Below are 16352 nucleotides of genomic sequence, written 5' to 3'. Positions count from 1 at the left end.
GTGTGTCACCCGTCCAGCCTCAGGCGCGGCCTCGGCGCGTCCGTGCGCCCGGTGGGCGGCTTGCGGCTGCCCGCCTGGTACGGGAGCGGCCACGGTGCGCCGGGCCCGGTGTAGCCCTGCTCCGCGGCGGCGTGGAGCGTCCAGTGGGGGTCGTACAGATGCGGGCGGGCCAGCGCGCACAGGTCGGCGCGGCCCGCGAGGAGCAGGGAGTTGACGTCGTCCCAGGAGGAGAGGGCGCCGACGGCGATGACGGGGATCCCGAGCTCGTTGCGGATCCGGTCGGCGTAGGGGGTCTGGTAGGAGCGGCCGAAGTCGGGCCGCTCGTCGGGGACGACCTGGCCGGTGGAGACGTCGATGGCGTCGGCGCCGTGGTCGGCGAAGGCACGGGCGATCTCGACGGCGTCCTCGGCGGTGGTGCCGCCCTCGGCCCAGTCGGTGGCGGAGATGCGCACCGTCATGGGCCGGTCGGCGGGCCAGACCTCGCGGACGGCGTCGAAGACCTCCAGCGGGAAGCGCAGCCGCCCGGCCAGGTCGCGGCCGTAGGCGTCGGTGCGTCGGTTGGTGAGCGGGGAGAGGAAGCCGGAGAGCAGATAACCGTGGGCGCAGTGCAGTTCCAGCAGGTCGAAGCCGGCCCGGGCGCCGCGCCGCGCGGACTCGGTGAACTGCTCTCGGATGCGGTCCAGCCCGTCGGTGTCCAGGGCGTGCGGGATCTGGCTGGTGCCGGGCCGGTAGGGCAGCGGGGAGGGCGCGGCGAGCGGCCAGTTGCCGTACGGGAGCGGCTGGTCGATGCCCTCCCACATCAGGCGGGTGGAGCCCTTGCGGCCGCTGTGGCCGAGCTGGAGGCCGATCGCGGCCCCGGGCTGGGTGTGCGCGAAGTCGGTGACGCGGCGCCAGGCCGCCTCCTGCTCGTCGTTCCACAGGCCCGCGCAGCCGGGGGTGATGCGGCCCTCGGGGCTGACGCAGACCATCTCGGTCATGACCAGACCCGCACCGCCCAGCGCCCGGGCGCCCAGGTGGACGAAATGGAAGTCGCCGGGGACCCCGTCGGTGGCCGAGTACATGTCCATCGGGGAGACGACGACGCGGTTGCGCAGGGTCAGCCCGCGCAGGGTGAACGGCGTGAACATCGGCGGGGTGTCCGGGGCGGTGCCGAAGTCCCGCTCGACGGCGGCGGCGAAGTCCGCGTCACGCAGCCGCAGGTTGTCGTGGGTGACGCGGCGGCTGCGGGTCAGCAGGTTGAACGCGAACTGCCGCGGCGGCTGCGCCGCGTACTGCTCCAGGTGCTCGAACCACTCCAGGCTCGCCCGCGCCGCCCGCTGGGTACTGGCGACGACGGGCCTCCGCTCGGCTTCGTACGCGGCCAGCGCCCCCGGGAGGTCCGGCTGTTCGCGCAGGGACGCGGCGAGGGCGAGGGCGTCCTCCATGGCCAGCTTGGTGCCGGAGCCGATGGAGAAGTGCGCGGTGTGCGCGGCGTCGCCCAGCAGCACGATGTTCTCGTGGCGCCAGCGCTCGTTGACGACCGTGGTGAAGGCGCCCCAGCGGGAGCGGTTGCCGCGCAGGGAGTGGCCGCCGAGCGCGTCCGCGAAGATCTTCTCGCAGCGGGCGATGGACTCCGTCTCGTCCGCGCGGTCCAGGCCGGCGCGGCGCCAGACGTCCTCGTGCATCTCGACGATGAAGGTGGCGGCGCCCGGCCGGTAGGGGTAACCGTGGGCCTGCATGATCCCGTGCTCGGTCTCCACGATCTCGAAGCGGAAGGCGTCCAGGGCGAGGTCGGTGGCGAGCCAGATGTAGCGGCAGCCGTGGCCGGTCAGGGTGGGGCGGAAGGACGTGGCGTGGGCGCCGCGGGTGGCGCTGTTGGCGCCGTCGGCGGCGACGACGAGGTCGTGGGTGCGGGCCAGTTCCGCGGCAGCGGGGGCGAGTTCGCGGCTGCGGACGGTCACCCCGAGGGCACGGCACCGGTCGTGCAGGATCGTGAGCAGCCGGCGCCGGTCCACGGCCGCGAAGCCGTGGCCGCCGGAGGTCACCACCCGTCCGCGGTGGTGGACGTCGATGTTGTCCCAGCGGGTGAACTCGCGCTCCAGGGCGCGGAAGACGACCGGGTCGGCGTGCTCGATGCCGCCGAGCGTCTCGTCGGACAGCACGACGCCGAAGCCGAACGTGTCCTGCGGCGCGCCGCGTTCCCAGACCGTGACGGACCGCTCGGGGTCGAGGCGCGCCAGCAGCGCCGCCGCGTACAGGCCGCCGGGGCCGCCGCCGATGATGGCCACTCGCACGGTCAGCGGCCCTTCCAGTTGGGGCTGCGCTTCTCGGTGAACGCCGCGTGGAACTCCGCGTAGTCGGCGCTGGTCATCAGCAGCGCCTGAGTGGCGGCGTCCATCTCCACGGCCGCGGCCAGCGGCATGTCGAGCTCGGCGGTGAGCAGCGCCTTGGTCTGCTGGTACGCCAGTGCGGGCCCGGCGGCCAGGCGTTTGGCCAGCGCCGCGGCGCTCGCGTCGGCCTGCCCGTCGTCGACGAGTTCGCTGACCAGGCCGATGCGGTCGGCCTCGGGTGCGCCGACCGTGTCGCCGAGCATCAGCAGCCGGGTGGCGTGGCCGAGGCCCACCATGCGGGGCAGCAGGTAGGCGGCGCCCATGTCCGCGCCGGCCAGGCCCACCTTGGTGAAGAGGAAGGCGAAGCGGGCGGAGCGTTCGACCACCCGGAAGTCCGAGGCGAGGGCGATGACGGAGCCGGCGCCCGCCGCCACGCCGTGCACCGCCGCGATCACCGGGAAGGGCGCCTCGCGGATGGCGCGGACGACCTGCCCGGTCATCCGGGTGAAGTCCAGCAACTGGCCCGCGCCCATGGCGAGGGTCGCGCCGATGATCTCGTCGACGTCACCGCCGGAGCAGAAGCCGCGGCCGGCTCCGGCGAGTACCAGGACGCGGGTGTCGCCGTCGTGCGGCAGCTCGGTGAGCAGGTCGCGCAGATCGGCGTAGGCGCCGAAGGTCAGCGCGTTGAGCCGGTCGGGACGGTCGAGGGTGACGGTGACGATGCCGTCGGCCCGGTCCACCCGCAGGTGCCGCCATTCCTCGGTGCGGCCTGCGGAGCCTCGGTAGGGGCTCATGGGCACGTCCTCCTTCGCGGGGGAGGCAGACTGCCTTCACCGCGAAGTTATCACTCCTTCGTGACCGCCGTCACGACTACGCGATAGGCGTGGCGCCTGCCAGGGTGGCGACGAGGACCGCCTTGATGGTGTGCATCCGGTTCTCCGCCTGGTCGAAGACGACCGAGTGCGGCGACTCGAAGACCTCGTCGGTGACCTCCAGCGAGGTCAGGCCGTGCCGTTCGTGGATCTCCCGGCCCAGCTTCGTGCCGAGGTCGTGGAAGGCGGGAAGGCAGTGCATGAACTTCACGTCGGCCCGGCCCGTCGCCCGCAGGACGTCCGCGGTCACGGCGTAGGGGGCGAGCAGCGCGATGCGCTCGTCCCAGACCTCCTTGGGCTCGCCCATCGAGACCCAGACGTCGGTGTGGACGAACTCCGCGCCCGCCACGCCCTCGGCGACGTCCTCGGTGAGCGTGACGCGCGCGCCGGTGGCGGCGGCCAGCCGGTGCGCCTCCGCGACGACCGACGTGTCGGGCCACAGCCGCTTCGGGGCCACGATGCGCACGTCCATGCCCAGCAGGGCGCCGGTGACCAGGAGGGAGTTGCCCATGTTGGAGCGGGCGTCGCCCAGGTAGGCGTAGGCGATGCCGGCGGCGTCACCGGCCGTGCGGCCGCTGTGCTCGGTCATGGTGAGGACGTCGGCGAGCATCTGCGTGGGGTGCCACTGGTCCGTCAGCCCGTTCCACACCGGGACACCGGCGTGCGCGGCGAGTTCCTCGACGATCTCCTGACCGGTGCCGCGGTACTCGATGCCGTCGAACATCCGGCCCAGCACCCGCGCCGTGTCCTTGACCGACTCCTTGTGGCCGAGCTGGGAACCGGAGGGGTCCAGGTACGTCGTGGCGGCACCCTGGTCCGCGGCGGCGACCTCGAAGGCGCAACGGGTGCGGGTCGAGGTCTTCTCGAAGATCAGCGCGATGTTCCGGCCGGCCAGCCGCCGTACCTCGGCGCCCGCCTTCTTGGCCGCCTTCAGCTCGCCCGCCAGCTCCACCAGGCCGCGGAACTCCTCGGGGGCGAAGTCCAGCTCCTTGAGGAAGGGGCGACCGGCGAGGTCGATGGCCATGAGGGCCTCCTAGGTCGTCGTCGGCCGGGCGCCGAACACGCGTACACCAATGACGTGGAAGTATATACGCGAATTCGCATGTTTATACAGAGCCTTCCGGAAGAAGACTGGGTGACACCACTGTGACGCGGCGCGCCGATTCTCGTGTCGGCAGGGCATCGGTCGCCCGAAGCGGCGTGCCAGGTCACACCTTCCCGCCGCGTGGGGGATCCCGTTCTCCCGACCGGGAATCCACCACGCGGGTGGGGGCACGGCGCGGCAACCGCCTGGATCCCTCGCCACGCCCCGACCCGTCACTGCGGCCGGAGGCTCAGGACGAGGTCGCGCGGCAGGCCGTGGGTGTCGTGGAGGTAGCGGAAGTCCTCCTCGCCCAGCGGGCCACGGAACCGGGGCCGGGCCAGCACCCGCCGGCCGCGCTCCAGAAGCCGGCCGAAGCGGTGCTCCTCCTCGAGCAGCACCCGGCGTACGGTGTCCGGGTCCGTCTCCTGCCGGAAGTGGTCGAGGGTGTGGCGGACCAGTTCGTCCGGCAGGTCCCCCAGGCCGCGCGACGGATCGTCCCGCCGCAGCACGGTGAGCACCCGCCGGATCAGCCGGCGCAGCACGTAGCCGCGGCCGGTAGGGCCCGGGAGCGTCCCGTCGCCGATCACCACGACGGCCGAGCGCAGGTGGTCGTAGACCAGACGCAGCGACGGTTCGTCCAACGGCCACAGGACCGGTACGAGGCGGCGCCAGGGGTCGAAGACGTCGCACTCGAACACCGACGTCCGCCCCTGCAGCAGCGAGGCCAGCCGTTCCAGGCCGAGCCCGGTGTCGACATTGCGCTGGGGAAGCGGCACCAGTGAACCGTCGGCGAGCCGCCGATGGCGCATCATCACGTGGTTCCACACCTCCACCCAGCGGTCGTCCCCGGTCGGCGTGGACCTCGGCGGAGTGTCTCCTGTCCACAGGAAGATCTCCGAGTCGGGGCCGCACGGGCCGGTCGGCCCGTTGGACCACCAGTTGTCCTCGACGGTGAGCTCCACCGGCACCCCGTGCCCCTGCCACAGCTCCAGGGAGGCGGTGTCCGGGCCGGTCCGGTCGTCGCCGCCGAAGACCGTGACGTGGAGCAGGGCCGGATCGACGCCGAACCCCTCGGTGAGCAGTCCGTAGCCCCACTCGAGACTCGACGGGCCCTCGTAGTCGCCGAGCGACCAGGTGCCGAGCATCTCGAAGACGGTCAGATGGGTACGGTCGCCGACCTCGTCGAGGTCCGTGGTGCGCAGACAGCGCTGCAGATTGACCAGCCGCCTGCCGAGCGGGTGCGGGCGCCCCTCGAGGTACGGGGTGAGCGGGTGCATGCCCGAGGTGGTGAACAGCACCGGATCACCGGGCGGCGGCAGCAGGGTCGAGCCGGTGATCCGGCGGTGGCCGCGCTCCTCGTAGTACTCGACGAACGTGCGGGCGATCTGATCGGTGCTCATGATCCGGTCGGTGTGCATGGGATGACTCCTTCGCGTGTGCAGCGGGGAGGCACCGGACAGCAGTCCGCACGATCATCGGAACCGGGGCGGGGAAGCCATGGGGCCATCGGCGGACCGTTTCCGGTCGCCGGTGGAAGCAGGAGGTACGTCAGGCGGCGGCAACCGGCGAGCTGGTCGCTCGCGCGGTCGCGGTGGTGCTTCGGCCCATGACGTTCACAGCGCCGAGCGTAGCCCCTGCGGTGTCCGCGGGGCACACGATTTACCGCGCGGACGCACCGGACGCACCGCCGCACCGGCTGAACCCGCCGAACCCGCCGAACCCGCCGACCGGAGCGCCCGGTCGCGGCCGCTTCGTCGCCGAGCCGTCACACGGCGTCGCGCACGACGGGGCAGCTCATACAGCGCGGACCGCCGCGGCCCCGGCCCAGCTCGCTCCCCGGGATCTCGATCACCTCGATGCCGCGCTTGCGCAGGAAGGTGTTGGTGGTGCTGTTGCGCTCGTACGCCAGGACCACACCCGGCTCCACCGCCAGCACGTTGCACCCGTCGTCCCACTGCTCGCGCTCCGCGGAGTGCACGTCCTGGGTGGCGGTCAGGACCCGGATGTCGTCGAGGCCGAGCGCGGCGGCGATGGCGCGGTGCATGTGCTCCGGCGGGTGGTCGGTGACCTTGAGATCCCGCTCCCCCGCGCCGGGCTCGATGGTGTACGAGCGCAGCATGCCCAGCCCCGCGTACTTGGTGAAGGTGTCGCCGTCCACCATGGTCATCACGGTGTCCAGGTGCATGAAAGCCCGCCGCTTGGGCATGTCCAGCGCCACGATGGTGGTCGCCGAGCCCGCGTTGAACAGGCGCTGCGCCAGCATCTCCACGGCCTGCGGAGTCGTGCGCTCGCTCATGCCGATCAGCGCGGCGCCGTTGCCGATCACCAGCACGTCGCCGCCCTCGATGGTGGAGGGGTAGGCGGCCTGGCCCTCGGACCACACGTGGAAGCCCGCGCCGGCGAACAGCGGGTGGTGCCGGTAGACCGCCTCGTAGTGGACGGTCTCGTGCCAGCGGGCGGGCCAGCGCATCGCGTTGATGCTCACGCCGTCGTAGACCCAGGCGGAGGTGTCCCGCGTGAAGATGTGGTTCGGCAGCGGATCGAGCAGGAAGTCGTCCAGCTCCATGACGTGGAAGCGCACCGAGGTCGGCTCGGCGAACCGGGCCAGGAACTCCCGCTTGGTCATGCCGCCGACCAGTGCCTCGGTGAGCTCGGCGGCGGTCAGCTCCTCGAAGGCGGCGCGCAGGTGGTCGGTGACGACCGGCCCGTACTCCTTCTCGTCGAAGACCCGGTCCAGGACGAGGCGCCGGGCCTCGGGCAGGGCCAGCGACTCGCGCAGCAGATCGCCGAAGAGGTGGACCGTCACCCCCCGGTCGCGCAGCACGTCGGCGAAGCCGTCGTGCTCGGCGCGCGCCCGGCGCACCCACAGGACGTCGTCGAAGAGCAAAGCGTCCTTGTTCGACGGCGTGAGCCTCTTCAGCTCCAGGCCGGGGCGGTGGAGGATGACGCTGCGCAGCCGCCCGGCCTCGGAGTCCACATGGAATGCCATGGGGCTAGACATTCCCACTTGGCGGGGGTTTACCGCCTGGAAGGGGCGGGCAGCCACGTGCCCGCCCCTCACCCGTCACAGACGGGGGTCCACCGGCTCCGACTCCAGCGCCAGGACGGCGAAGACCGCCTCGTGCACCCGCCACAGGGGCTCGCCCGCGGCCATCCGGTCCAGCGCCTCCAGGCCGAGGGCGTACTCGCGCAGCGCGAGCGAGCGCTTGTGCCCGAGCGCGCGGGAGCGCAGGCGGGCCAGCTGCTCGGGCCGGGTGTACTCCGGACCGTAGATGATCCGCAGATACTCCCTGCCGCGGCACTTGATGCCTGGCTGCACCAGCCGGTTGCCGTCCTCGGTGCGCAGCAGCGCCCGCAGCGGCTTGACGACCATGCCCTCGCCGCCGGCCTCCGTCATCTCCAGCCACCAGCGGGTGCCGGCGGCCACCGACTCCTCGTCGCCGGTGTCGACCAGCAGCCGACGGGTCTCCTGCAGCAGCCCGGTCGGGTCGCCCGCGACCAGCCGGTCGATGAGCCCGAGCTGCTCGTCGTGCGGCAGTGCGGCCAGGCTGCGGCCCTGGACGGCCAGGATCTGGAACGGTGCGAGGCGCACCCCGTCCAGCCCCTCGGTCGTCCAGCAGTAGCGCCGGTACGCCTCGGTGAAGGCGGCGGCGTCCCCGGCGCGCTCGCGCTGGCGTCCCAGCAGCCCGGCGACATCGGTGCCGCGCGCCGCCGCGGCCTCCAGGGCGGCCAGTGCCTCCGGGAAGACGGCGCCGGAGGCGGCACCCACGGCGGCGTACTGCTTGCGGAGCAGGCCGGAGGCCTTCAGCGACCAGGGCAGCAGTTCGGCGTCGAGCAGCAGCCAGTCCGTGCCGAGCTCGTCCCACAGGCCGGCGGCGGTGACGGCGGCCCGCAGCCGGTCGAGCACCGCCTCGGTGACGGCGGGGTCGTCGAAGAACGGCCGGCCGGTGCGGGTGTGCAGCGTGCCGGTGGTCCCGTCGGTCACGCCGAAGCGCACACGGGCGGCCTCGGTGTCGCGGCAGACCAGGGCGACCGCGCGGGAGCCCATGTGCTTCTCCTCGCACAGCACCTCGCGCACACCGTCCTCCCGGTAGGCGGCGAACGCCTCGTGCGGGTGCTCCAGGTACCCCTCGACGTGCGAGGTCGCGCACGGCGACATCGTCGGCGGCAGGTAGGCGAGCAGCCGCGGGTCGACCGCGAAGCGGCTCATGACCTCCAGTGCGGCGGCCGCGTTCTCCTCGCGGACGGCGACCCGGCCGTGGTGCGCGGTCTCCACGATCCGCCGGCCGGTGACGTCGGCGAGGGCCAGCGGCCGCCCCTCGTGGCCGCCGGGGGCCTCGGCGGCGAGCGGCTTGGCCGGCTCGTACCAGACCCGCTCGGCGGGCACGTCGACGATCTCGCGCTCGGGCCAGCGCAGCGCGGTCATCCGGCCGCCGAAGACGGCGCCGGTGTCCAGGCAGATCGTGTTGTTGATCCACGAGGTGTTCGGCACGGGCGTGTGGCCGTAGACGACGGTGGCGCGGCCGCGGTAGTCCTCGGCCCAGGGGTAGCGCACGGGCAGGCCGAACTCGTCGGTCTCACCGGTGGTGTCGCCGTACAGGGCGTGCGAGCGGACCCGGCCGGAGGTGCGGCCGTGGTACTTCTCGGGCAGGCCGGCGTGGCAGACCACCAGCTTGCCGCCGTCCAGCACGTAGTGGCTGACCAGTCCGTCGATGAACTCCCGGACCTGCTCACGGAAGGCGGGGTCCTTCGCGTCCTCCTTCTCCAACTGCTCGATGGTCTCGGCGAGTCCGTGGGTGTGCTGGACCTTCTTGCCCTTGAGGTACCGGCCGAGCTTGTTCTCGTGGTTGCCGGGCACGCACAGGGCGTTGCCGGACTCGACCATGCTCATGACGCGGCGCAGCACGCCGGGGCTGTCGGGTCCGCGGTCGACGAGGTCGCCGACGAATACGGCGGTGCGGCCCTCGGGGTGGGCGCCGTCGGCGTAGCCGAGCTTGCCGAGCAGGGTCTCCAGCTCGGAGCTGCAGCCGTGGACGTCGCCGATGATGTCGAACGGCCCGGTGAGCTCGCGCTTGTCGTTGAAGCGGCGTTCCAGGACGACCTCGGCCGCCTCGACCTCCTCCGCGCCCCGCAGCACGTGCACCTTGCGGAAGCCCTCGCGCTCCAGCTGCCGCAGGGACCGGCGCAGTTCGCGGTGCTGGCGCTGCACGACGTGCCGGGGCAGGTGGGCGCGGTCGGGACGGGCGGCGTTGCGCTCGACGCAGACCTGTTCGGGGACGTCCAGGACGATCGCGATGGGCAGCACGTCGTACTCGCGGGCGAGCCGGACCAGCTGGCGACGGCTCTCCTGCTGGACGCTGGTGGCGTCGACGACGGTGAGGCGGCCGGCGGCCAGGCGCTTGCCCGCGATGTAGTGCAGGACGTCGAAGGCGTCGCCGCTGGCACTCTGGTCGTTCTCGTCGTCGCTGACCAGCCCGCGGCAGAAGTCGGAGGAGATCACCTCGGTGGGCTTGAAGTGGCGCCGGGCGAACGTGGACTTGCCCGAGCCGGTGGTGCCGATCAGGACCACGAGGGACAGGTCGGTCACGGGCAGGGTGCGCTTGCCGGTCATGCCACCGCCTCCTTCGCGGTCGTGGTGAAGACTGCCATCTGGGTGGGCGGGCCGACCTCGGGGTCGTCCGGCCCGACGGGGAGGTGGCGGACGTCGTATCCGTGCCGCTGCGCCACCTGCCCGGCCCAGGAGCGGAACTCCTCGCGGGTCCACTCGAAGCGGTGGTCGGCGTGCCGGACGTGTCCGGCCGGCAGCGTCTCCCAGCGCACGTTGTACTCGACGTTCGGCGTGGTCACGACCACGGTCGCGGGCCGGGCCGTGCCGAACACGGCGTACTCCAGCGCCGGCAGCCGCGGCGGGTCCAGGTGCTCGACGACCTCACTGAGCACCGCGGCGTCGTACCCCTTGAGCCGGGTGTCGGTGTACGCGAGCGAGCCCTGCATCAGCCGCACGCGTGCCGCCCGGTGGTCGCCCATGCGGTCCAGGCGCAGCCTCCGGGTGGCCTCGCCGAGCGCCCGCATCGACACGTCGACACCGACGATCTCGGTGAAACGGGCGTCCTTCAGCAGTTCGCCGACCAGCTGGCCCTGCCCGCAGCCGAGGTCGAGAACACGGGCGGCGCCGGCGGAGCGCAGTGCCGTCAGGATCGCCTCCCGCCGCTGCACAGCCAGCGGTACCGGCTTCTCCTCGGTGTCCACCTCCTCGTCCACCGCGTTGTCCAGTGCCTCGGGCTCGCTGTCGTCGGCCTCGGCCAGCCGGGCCAGCTCCAGCCGCTCCATGGCCTGCCGGGTCAGCGACCAGCGCCGGGCGAGGTAGCGGCTGGTGATCAGTCGCTGCTCGGGGTGGCCCGCGAGCCACCCCTCCCCCATCCGCAGCAGCTTGTCGACCTCGTCGGGCGACACCCAGTAGTGCTTGGCGTCGTCCATCACCGGCAGCAGCACGTACAGATGGCGCAGCGCCTCGGCGAGGCGCAGCTCGCCCTCCAGCACCAGCCGTACGTACCGCGAGTCGCCCCAGGCGGGGAACTGCGCGTCCAGCGGGACCGGTTCGGCCTCCACCGTCCAGCCCAGCGGCTCGAACAACCGGCGCACGAGGGCCGCACCGCCGCGCGCGGGAACGGCGGGGATCGCGATCCGCAGCGGCAGCGGACTCGCCGCGCGCTCCGGACGCGCGGTGCACACGCCCTTGAGCGCGCTGGCGAAGACCGTGCGCAGGGCGACCGCGAGCAGCGACGACGCCGCGTACGGCCGGTCGTTGACGTACTGCGCGAGCGCGGAGTCGGGTGCGCCGCCGCGGCCCTTGCCGCGCCGCACCAGCGCCACCGGATCGACCTCCAGGAGCAACGCGGCCGTGCACCGATGCTCGGACGCCTCGGGGTAGAACACGTGGGCGTCGCCGTAGGACGTCGAGAAGATCTGCGTCTTCTCCGGGTGCTTGTGCAGCAGGAAGCCGAGGTCCGTGGCGGGCGCGCCGCCGCTGCCAGTGGTCGATATCGTCAGGAACACCGCCTGAGTATCACCCTGCTCCGCCCCGCGCGACCAGCGGTTTTCCGGGCGTCAGCGGGTGAGGGCACCGGCCAGGCCGGATATCTCGCCGGGACCGACCCGGCAGCAGCCGCCGATGAGACGGGCTCCGGCCTTCTCCCATGCGCGGACCCGCTCCGGGTCGAACGAGGAACCGCCGTGCCAGGCGCGGGTCGTGGCGTCCCACGTCTCGCCGCTGTTGGGGTAGACCACGACGGGGAGTTGCGTTGCGGCCGCCGTCTCCACCGCCCGGTCCGCGTCCGCCGGGGAACAGCAGTTGACCCCGACGCCGATCACGGCGTCGCTGCCGGCCGCGATCCGGAACGCCTCCTCCAGCGGTTGGCCGGCGCGGGTCGCGTCGCCTTCGACGGTGTAGGTGAGCCACACGGGCACACCGACCCCGTCGACCGCGCGCAGCAGCGCCTCGGCCTCGTCGGTGTCCGGCACGGTCTCCAGTGCAAGAACGTCCGGCCCCGCCTCGGCCAGGGTCTCGATCCGGGGGCGGTGGAAACGCTCCAGTTCCGCGATGCTCAGTCCGTAGCGCCCGCGGTACTCGCTGCCGTCCGCGAGCATCGCGCCGTACGGGCCGACCGACGCCGCCACCCACACCTCCTCCGCCACCCGGTCCGCCGCGGCCCTGGCGAGTTCGACGCTGCGCCGCAGCAGCGCGCTCGCGGCGTCGCTGCCGATTCCGCGCCGGGCGAAGCCCTCGTGGGTCGCCTGGTAGCTGGCGGTGATGAGCACCCGCGCGCCCGCCCGGACGTAGGCCGCGTGGGCCGCCTCGACCTGCTCCGGGTCGTCGGCGAGCAGCCGGGCGGACCACAGCTCGTCGGACAGGTCGCAGCCCTGGTCGGCGAGCTGGTTGGACAGGCCGCCGTCGAGGGCCACAGTGCCCTCGGCGAGGGCCTGCGCCAAAGCCCTGGTCGGCACGGACATCGCGGGTGCTCCTTGCTGTGCGGTGGGCGGAACGGTGCCCGTCAGCCCAGCTGCGGCTGGACGCCCGAGGCGATCAGTTCCAGGTGGTCGAGGTCGGACAGGTCGAGGATCTGCAGGTAGAAGCGGCTCGCGCCGAGTTCCGCGTAGCGGTGGATCTTCTCGACGACCTCGGAGGGCGAACCGGCCAGGCCGTTGGCCTTGAGCTCGTCGACATCGCGGCCGATGGCGGCGGCACGGCGGGCGACCTCGGCGTCGTCCTTGCCGACGCACGCCACCAGGGCGTTGGAGTAGACGATGTCGTCCTTGCCGCGGCCGTGCTCCTCGGCCGCCTTCCGCACCCGGGTGAACTGCCGGGCCGTGTCCTCCAGCGAGCCGAAGGGCAGATTGAACTCGTCGGCGTAGCGGGCGGCGAGCTGCGGCGTGCGCTCGGCGCCGTGGCCGCCGATGAGGACGGGCACCTTGGCCTGGGCCGGCTTGGGCAGGGCGGGCGAGTCCTTGAGCGTGTAGTGCTTGCCGTCGAAGTCGAAGGTCTCCCCGACGGGCGTGGACCACAGTCCGGTGATGACGGCGAGCTGCTCCTCCAGGCGCGCGAACTTCGCCTTCGGGAACGGGATGCCGTACGCGGCGTGCTCCTCCGCGTACCACCCGGCCCCGATGCCCAGCTCGACGCGTCCTCCGGACATCTGGTCCACCTGCGCGACCTCGATGGCCAGGACGCCCGGCAGCCGGAAGGTGGCCGCCGTCATCAGCGTGCCGAGCCGGATGCGGGAGGTCTCACGGGCGAGGCCGGCCAGGGTGATCCACGCGTCGGTGGGCCCGGGCAGACCGTCCGCGCCGCCCATCTTCAGATAGTGGTCGGAGCGGAAGAACGCGTCGAAGCCGAGGTCCTCCGTGGCCTTGGCGACGGTGAGAAGGGTGTCATAGGTGGCCCCCTGCTGGGGCTCCGTGAAAATTCGAAGATCCATGCTTCCATCCTGCACCTCGTACCGCGAAAGTGATCGCCGACCCGTGGCTCCGCGATCGCGACACGGTCCACGGTGAGGCAAATGTCGGCCAACTCAGCTCAGAAAAAGTCGCGTTGCCGGTGCCATGGGCCGCGCGACCGCGAATCCCGTCCCGCGCCGTCGCGGATCACACGCTGTGCCGCTGCGACGACTCGACCGCGCGCAGCAGGGCGCCGACCCGGTCCTTGGACTCGTCGGCGGCGTCGACCGCCTCGATGCACTGCCAGTACTCGGTCTCGGACTCGGCCGTGCACGCGACCGACACCAGGGCCATGCAGAGTTCCGCCAGCAACTCGCGCAGTTCGCGCAGCGCACCCGCCGGCTCGCGGACCTCGGTGAGTATCGCGGCACGCAGCGGCCCGGCACTCGCCCCGGGCGGCCCCGTCGAACCGCACGCCCGGCCGCTGGCCTCGCAGACCCAGAAGCCCAGTGTCCGCAGTTCCGGGGCCCCGTGCAGGGCGAGATGGCTGCCGATCGCCTGCGTCAGCGCCTGGGCCTGCCAGGCCTCGGCCATCAGGTCACGCTCCGCGCCGCCGCCCTGCAACGCGCGCCGGGTCGCCCGGATCAGTCGTACCGCGTCCATGTCGCACCTCCGCCTCAGCTCACGAGAACTCCCGTGGTCACCCAGCGTGATGGACGGCGACCCTCCGCGAAAGGGCCCGGGGCGGAACTGTGGACAACATCGCGCCTGTGGAAAACTCGCTCACTCGACCGAGTGAAGGCCGACAGCAGGCCGCCGGACCTCCCGCTCGCCGTGGACGGCGGGATGTCCCGCCGGCCTCAGCCGCCGAGCCCCTCCGCGTCCGGCGCGTTCCCGGGCTGCTCGGCCGCCGCGGGCCGCTCCGGCTCCTGCGACGCGCCCGGCAGCGGGAAGCGCAGTTCGTTCCGGTCGATCTTCGCCGAGAGCGCGGCCGGCAGATCGACGCCCAGCACCTCGCAGAACTGCAGGAGGTACGCGAGGACGTCCGCGGCCTCGTCCCGGACCCGGTGTGCGCTCTGCGGGTCCTCCATCACCCGCGCCGCCTCCTCGGGCGTGAGCCACTGGAAGATCTCCAGCAGCTCGGACGCCTCGACGCTCAGCGCCACGGCCAGGTTCTTCGGCGTGTGGTAGCCCTCCCAGTGCCGGGCCGCCGCGAAAGCGGTCAGCCGGCGCTGCAGGGCCTGCAGATCCTCGGTCACACGGGAAGGTCTACCGCATCGCCGCGCCGGTGCGCTCCGGCTCCGGCCCTGTTCCCTGGAGGGGGACGCGCTCCCGGTCCTCCGCCGGGACCCCGAGGCGCAGCAGCGTCACGCCCTCGGCGCCCTCCGCCACCGTCTCGTCGTGGACCGTCCCCACCAGCCGGATGTGACCGCGCTCGGCCACCTGCCACGCGAGGTCGAGCAGTTTCCGCGACTGCGCCCGGTCCAGGCCCGTGTCCAGGCCGTCGGCGAGGACGGTCAGCACCTGGACCGCGTCGGGCACCTCGCCGCTCGTGTCGACCTCCAGCACACCCGGTCCGGTGAGCAGGACGAGGGCCAGGGCCAGGAATCGCAGTTCCCCGTCACCGAGCCGGTCCACCGGCACCAGCCCGAAGGACCCCCGGTCGATCGCCGCGAGCACGCTGTCAGGACCCGGCTGCGGCCGCTCACCGGGGACCACGGTCAGTCCCTCCACGGGCGGCCTGCATACCTCCCGCAGGGCGCCCACCAGCGCCGCGTGCCGGGTGCGGCACTCGCCCTGCGTGCGGCGCAGCACCGCCGAGAGGTTGTCGCAGCCACCGCGCAGCATCCCGTCCGACACCGCGGCGGGCGACCTCATGCCCTGCGGACGCGGGTCGACGGGGAAGACCCCGCGCAGCGCGAGCACGACCTGCTCGGCCGCCGCCAGCACCAGGCGCTGCCCGTCCGTGGTCCCCGCGACGCGCAGCGGCAGCAGCGAGGTGGCCAGCCGGTCGTCCGGCAGAGGTGCCCGGGTGACCGGGACCAGTCCCGCCGTGTGCCAGGCCGCCTGGACCTGGCGCCGGCCGGGATCACGCAGTGCCGTGGAGAGCAGCGTCTCGCCGGCGCCGACCAACCGCTCGCCCACGATGCGCAGTTCGGGCTCGGTCTGCACGGCGACATCGAGCTGCACCGGTCCGACGGAACCGGTCACCGTACAGCCGATACGGAATCCGCGCCGGCCCTCGGCGTCGGGCTGGGCGCCGTCCGGCACACACGCCGCGACTCCCCCGCGCACCCCGTCGAAGACCGCGTCCAGCTCCTCCCCGGCGGCAAGCTGCCCGAGCACGCCCAGCGCCTCCAGCACGCTCGACTTGCCCGATCCGCTCGGCCCGGCGAGCAGCGTGAGCGGGCCGAGCGGGAAGCTCGCGCCGCGGTGCGACTTGAAGGCGGAGAGCCGCAGCTCGGTCACGGAAGGCCGGTGACTGTTCGTGCTCATGCACGCGAACGTAGCGGTGCCGCGGGGTGCCGAACCGTTCCGCCGGGCCACCGGTCCTCCGAAAGTGGGTACCTCCCGCGAGCCCGCGGTTAATGTGGCCTCGTGACCGGATACGTGGCACTCCTGCGCGGGATCAATGTCGGGCCGACGACCAGGCTCCCCATGCAGGATCTGCGGGTGCTGCTCGAGGGCATCGGCGCCACCGCGGTGCGCACCCACCTCCAGAGCGGCAACGCGCTGTTCGACCACCACCTCGCCGATCCGGCGGCACTCGCCGCGGAGCTGGAGAGGGCCATCCGTGCCGAGTTCGGCCGCGACGTTCCCTGTGTGGTGCGCGAGGCCGCCGAGTTGCGCACGGTGATCGAACGCAATCCGTTCGACATGACCGGCGTCAACCCGGCGCGCTTCCTCGTCACCTTTCTGTCCGGCCCGGTCGAAGCGGACCGGATCTCCGGCCTCGACCCCGCCGGTTTCGCCCCGGACGAGTTCCGCCCGGGCGAGCGGGAGATCTACGTGCACTGCCCGGAAGGCGTGCAGAAGACCCGCCTCTCGCACTCCTTCTGGGAGAAGCGACTGGGCCTGACGGCCACGGCCCGCAACTGGAACACCGTCAGCAAGCTGGCGGCGATGGCAGGTGGGTGACCCGGGCCGCGATGA

13 protein-coding genes are annotated in these 16352 nt (G+C 72.7%); 1 reads left to right on the top strand and 12 read right to left on the bottom strand.

Going from position 1 to position 16352, the window contains the following annotated elements; genetic code table 11:
- Positions 1 to 5: 5 nt before the first annotated feature.
- The 12 genes from ACIP98_RS11025 to ACIP98_RS10970 form a co-directional block, all read right to left on the bottom strand.
- Positions 6 to 2273: a bifunctional salicylyl-CoA 5-hydroxylase/oxidoreductase gene (locus tag ACIP98_RS11025; RefSeq protein WP_319659050.1), complete on the bottom strand. Its 2268-nt coding sequence runs from the start codon at positions 2271 to 2273 to the stop codon at positions 6 to 8.
- Between the two features lie 2 nt (positions 2274 to 2275).
- Entirely contained in the window at positions 2276 to 3103 is an 828-nt protein-coding gene (locus tag ACIP98_RS11020) for an enoyl-CoA hydratase family protein (protein ID WP_401975062.1), read from the bottom strand.
- 76 nt (positions 3104 to 3179) lie between these two features.
- Positions 3180 to 4205: an ornithine carbamoyltransferase gene (argF, locus tag ACIP98_RS11015; protein ID WP_401975060.1), complete on the bottom strand. Its 1026-nt coding sequence runs from the start codon at positions 4203 to 4205 to the stop codon at positions 3180 to 3182.
- A 293-nt stretch (positions 4206 to 4498) separates the two neighbouring features.
- Positions 4499 to 5665, bottom strand: coding sequence for an alanine--tRNA ligase-related protein (locus ACIP98_RS11010; RefSeq protein WP_401975237.1), 1167 nt, complete (start codon positions 5663 to 5665; stop codon positions 4499 to 4501).
- A 365-nt stretch (positions 5666 to 6030) separates the two neighbouring features.
- Positions 6031 to 7254: an arginine deiminase gene (locus ACIP98_RS11005; protein WP_319659053.1), complete on the bottom strand. Its 1224-nt coding sequence runs from the start codon at positions 7252 to 7254 to the stop codon at positions 6031 to 6033.
- Positions 7255 to 7329: 75 nt separating this feature from the next.
- Positions 7330 to 9876 (bottom strand): polynucleotide kinase-phosphatase, encoded by a 2547-nt coding sequence (locus ACIP98_RS11000; protein WP_319659054.1) that lies wholly within the window; start codon positions 9874 to 9876, stop codon positions 7330 to 7332.
- Positions 9873 to 11321: a 3' terminal RNA ribose 2'-O-methyltransferase Hen1 gene (locus ACIP98_RS10995; protein ID WP_319659055.1), complete on the bottom strand. Its 1449-nt coding sequence runs from the start codon at positions 11319 to 11321 to the stop codon at positions 9873 to 9875. Before ACIP98_RS10995 ends, ACIP98_RS11000 begins: the two co-directional genes overlap by 4 nt.
- Before the next feature lie 51 nt (positions 11322 to 11372).
- Positions 11373 to 12275, bottom strand: a complete 903-nt coding sequence (gene mmuM, locus ACIP98_RS10990; RefSeq protein WP_401975056.1) for a homocysteine S-methyltransferase — start codon at positions 12273 to 12275, stop codon at positions 11373 to 11375.
- 41 nt (positions 12276 to 12316) lie between these two features.
- Entirely contained in the window at positions 12317 to 13240 is a 924-nt protein-coding gene (locus tag ACIP98_RS10985) for an LLM class F420-dependent oxidoreductase (protein WP_319659057.1), read from the bottom strand.
- A 166-nt stretch (positions 13241 to 13406) separates the two neighbouring features.
- A complete protein-coding gene (locus ACIP98_RS10980) occupies positions 13407 to 13862 on the bottom strand; it encodes a DUF6099 family protein (RefSeq protein WP_319659058.1) in 456 nt (151 codons plus the stop codon).
- Positions 13863 to 14059: 197 nt separating this feature from the next.
- Positions 14060 to 14458: a nucleotide pyrophosphohydrolase gene (locus ACIP98_RS10975; RefSeq protein WP_401975053.1), complete on the bottom strand. Its 399-nt coding sequence runs from the start codon at positions 14456 to 14458 to the stop codon at positions 14060 to 14062.
- 10 nt (positions 14459 to 14468) lie between these two features.
- Positions 14469 to 15695, bottom strand: a complete 1227-nt coding sequence (locus ACIP98_RS10970; protein ID WP_401975050.1) for an AAA family ATPase — start codon at positions 15693 to 15695, stop codon at positions 14469 to 14471.
- Between the two features lie 102 nt (positions 15696 to 15797).
- Here ACIP98_RS10970 and ACIP98_RS10965 point away from each other — a divergent pair, with 102 nt between their 5' ends.
- Entirely contained in the window at positions 15798 to 16337 is a 540-nt protein-coding gene (locus ACIP98_RS10965) for a DUF1697 domain-containing protein (protein ID WP_319659061.1), read from the top strand.
- Positions 16338 to 16352 lie beyond the last annotated feature (15 nt).

The sequence above is a fragment of the Streptomyces sp. NPDC088354 genome, from assembly GCF_044753585.1.
Lineage (GTDB): Bacteria > Actinomycetota > Actinomycetes > Streptomycetales > Streptomycetaceae > Actinacidiphila.
The sequence above is the reverse complement of the archived record's forward strand: the minus strand, read 5'-3'. Positions and strand labels throughout refer to the sequence as shown.

What these genes read in the sequence shown, in the direction of transcription:
- ACIP98_RS11010 (WP_401975237.1), bottom strand. Translation starts at nt 5,665, where the DNA reads ATGAGCACCGATCAGATCGCCCGCACGTTCGTCGAGTACTACGAGGAG.
- ACIP98_RS10970 (WP_401975050.1), bottom strand. Translation starts at nt 15,695, where the DNA reads ATGAGCACGAACAGTCACCGGCCTTCCGTGACCGAGCTGCGGCTCTCC.
- ACIP98_RS11000 (WP_319659054.1), bottom strand. Translation starts at nt 9,876, where the DNA reads ATGACCGGCAAGCGCACCCTGCCCGTGACCGACCTGTCCCTCGTGGTC.
- ACIP98_RS11005 (WP_319659053.1), bottom strand. Translation starts at nt 7,254, where the DNA reads ATGGCATTCCATGTGGACTCCGAGGCCGGGCGGCTGCGCAGCGTCATC.
- ACIP98_RS11020 (WP_401975062.1), bottom strand. Translation starts at nt 3,103, where the DNA reads ATGAGCCCCTACCGAGGCTCCGCAGGCCGCACCGAGGAATGGCGGCAC.
- mmuM (WP_401975056.1), bottom strand. Translation starts at nt 12,275, where the DNA reads ATGTCCGTGCCGACCAGGGCTTTGGCGCAGGCCCTCGCCGAGGGCACT.
- argF (WP_401975060.1), bottom strand. Translation starts at nt 4,205, where the DNA reads ATGGCCATCGACCTCGCCGGTCGCCCCTTCCTCAAGGAGCTGGACTTC.
- ACIP98_RS10980 (WP_319659058.1), bottom strand. Translation starts at nt 13,862, where the DNA reads ATGGACGCGGTACGACTGATCCGGGCGACCCGGCGCGCGTTGCAGGGC.
- ACIP98_RS10985 (WP_319659057.1), bottom strand. Translation starts at nt 13,240, where the DNA reads ATGGATCTTCGAATTTTCACGGAGCCCCAGCAGGGGGCCACCTATGAC.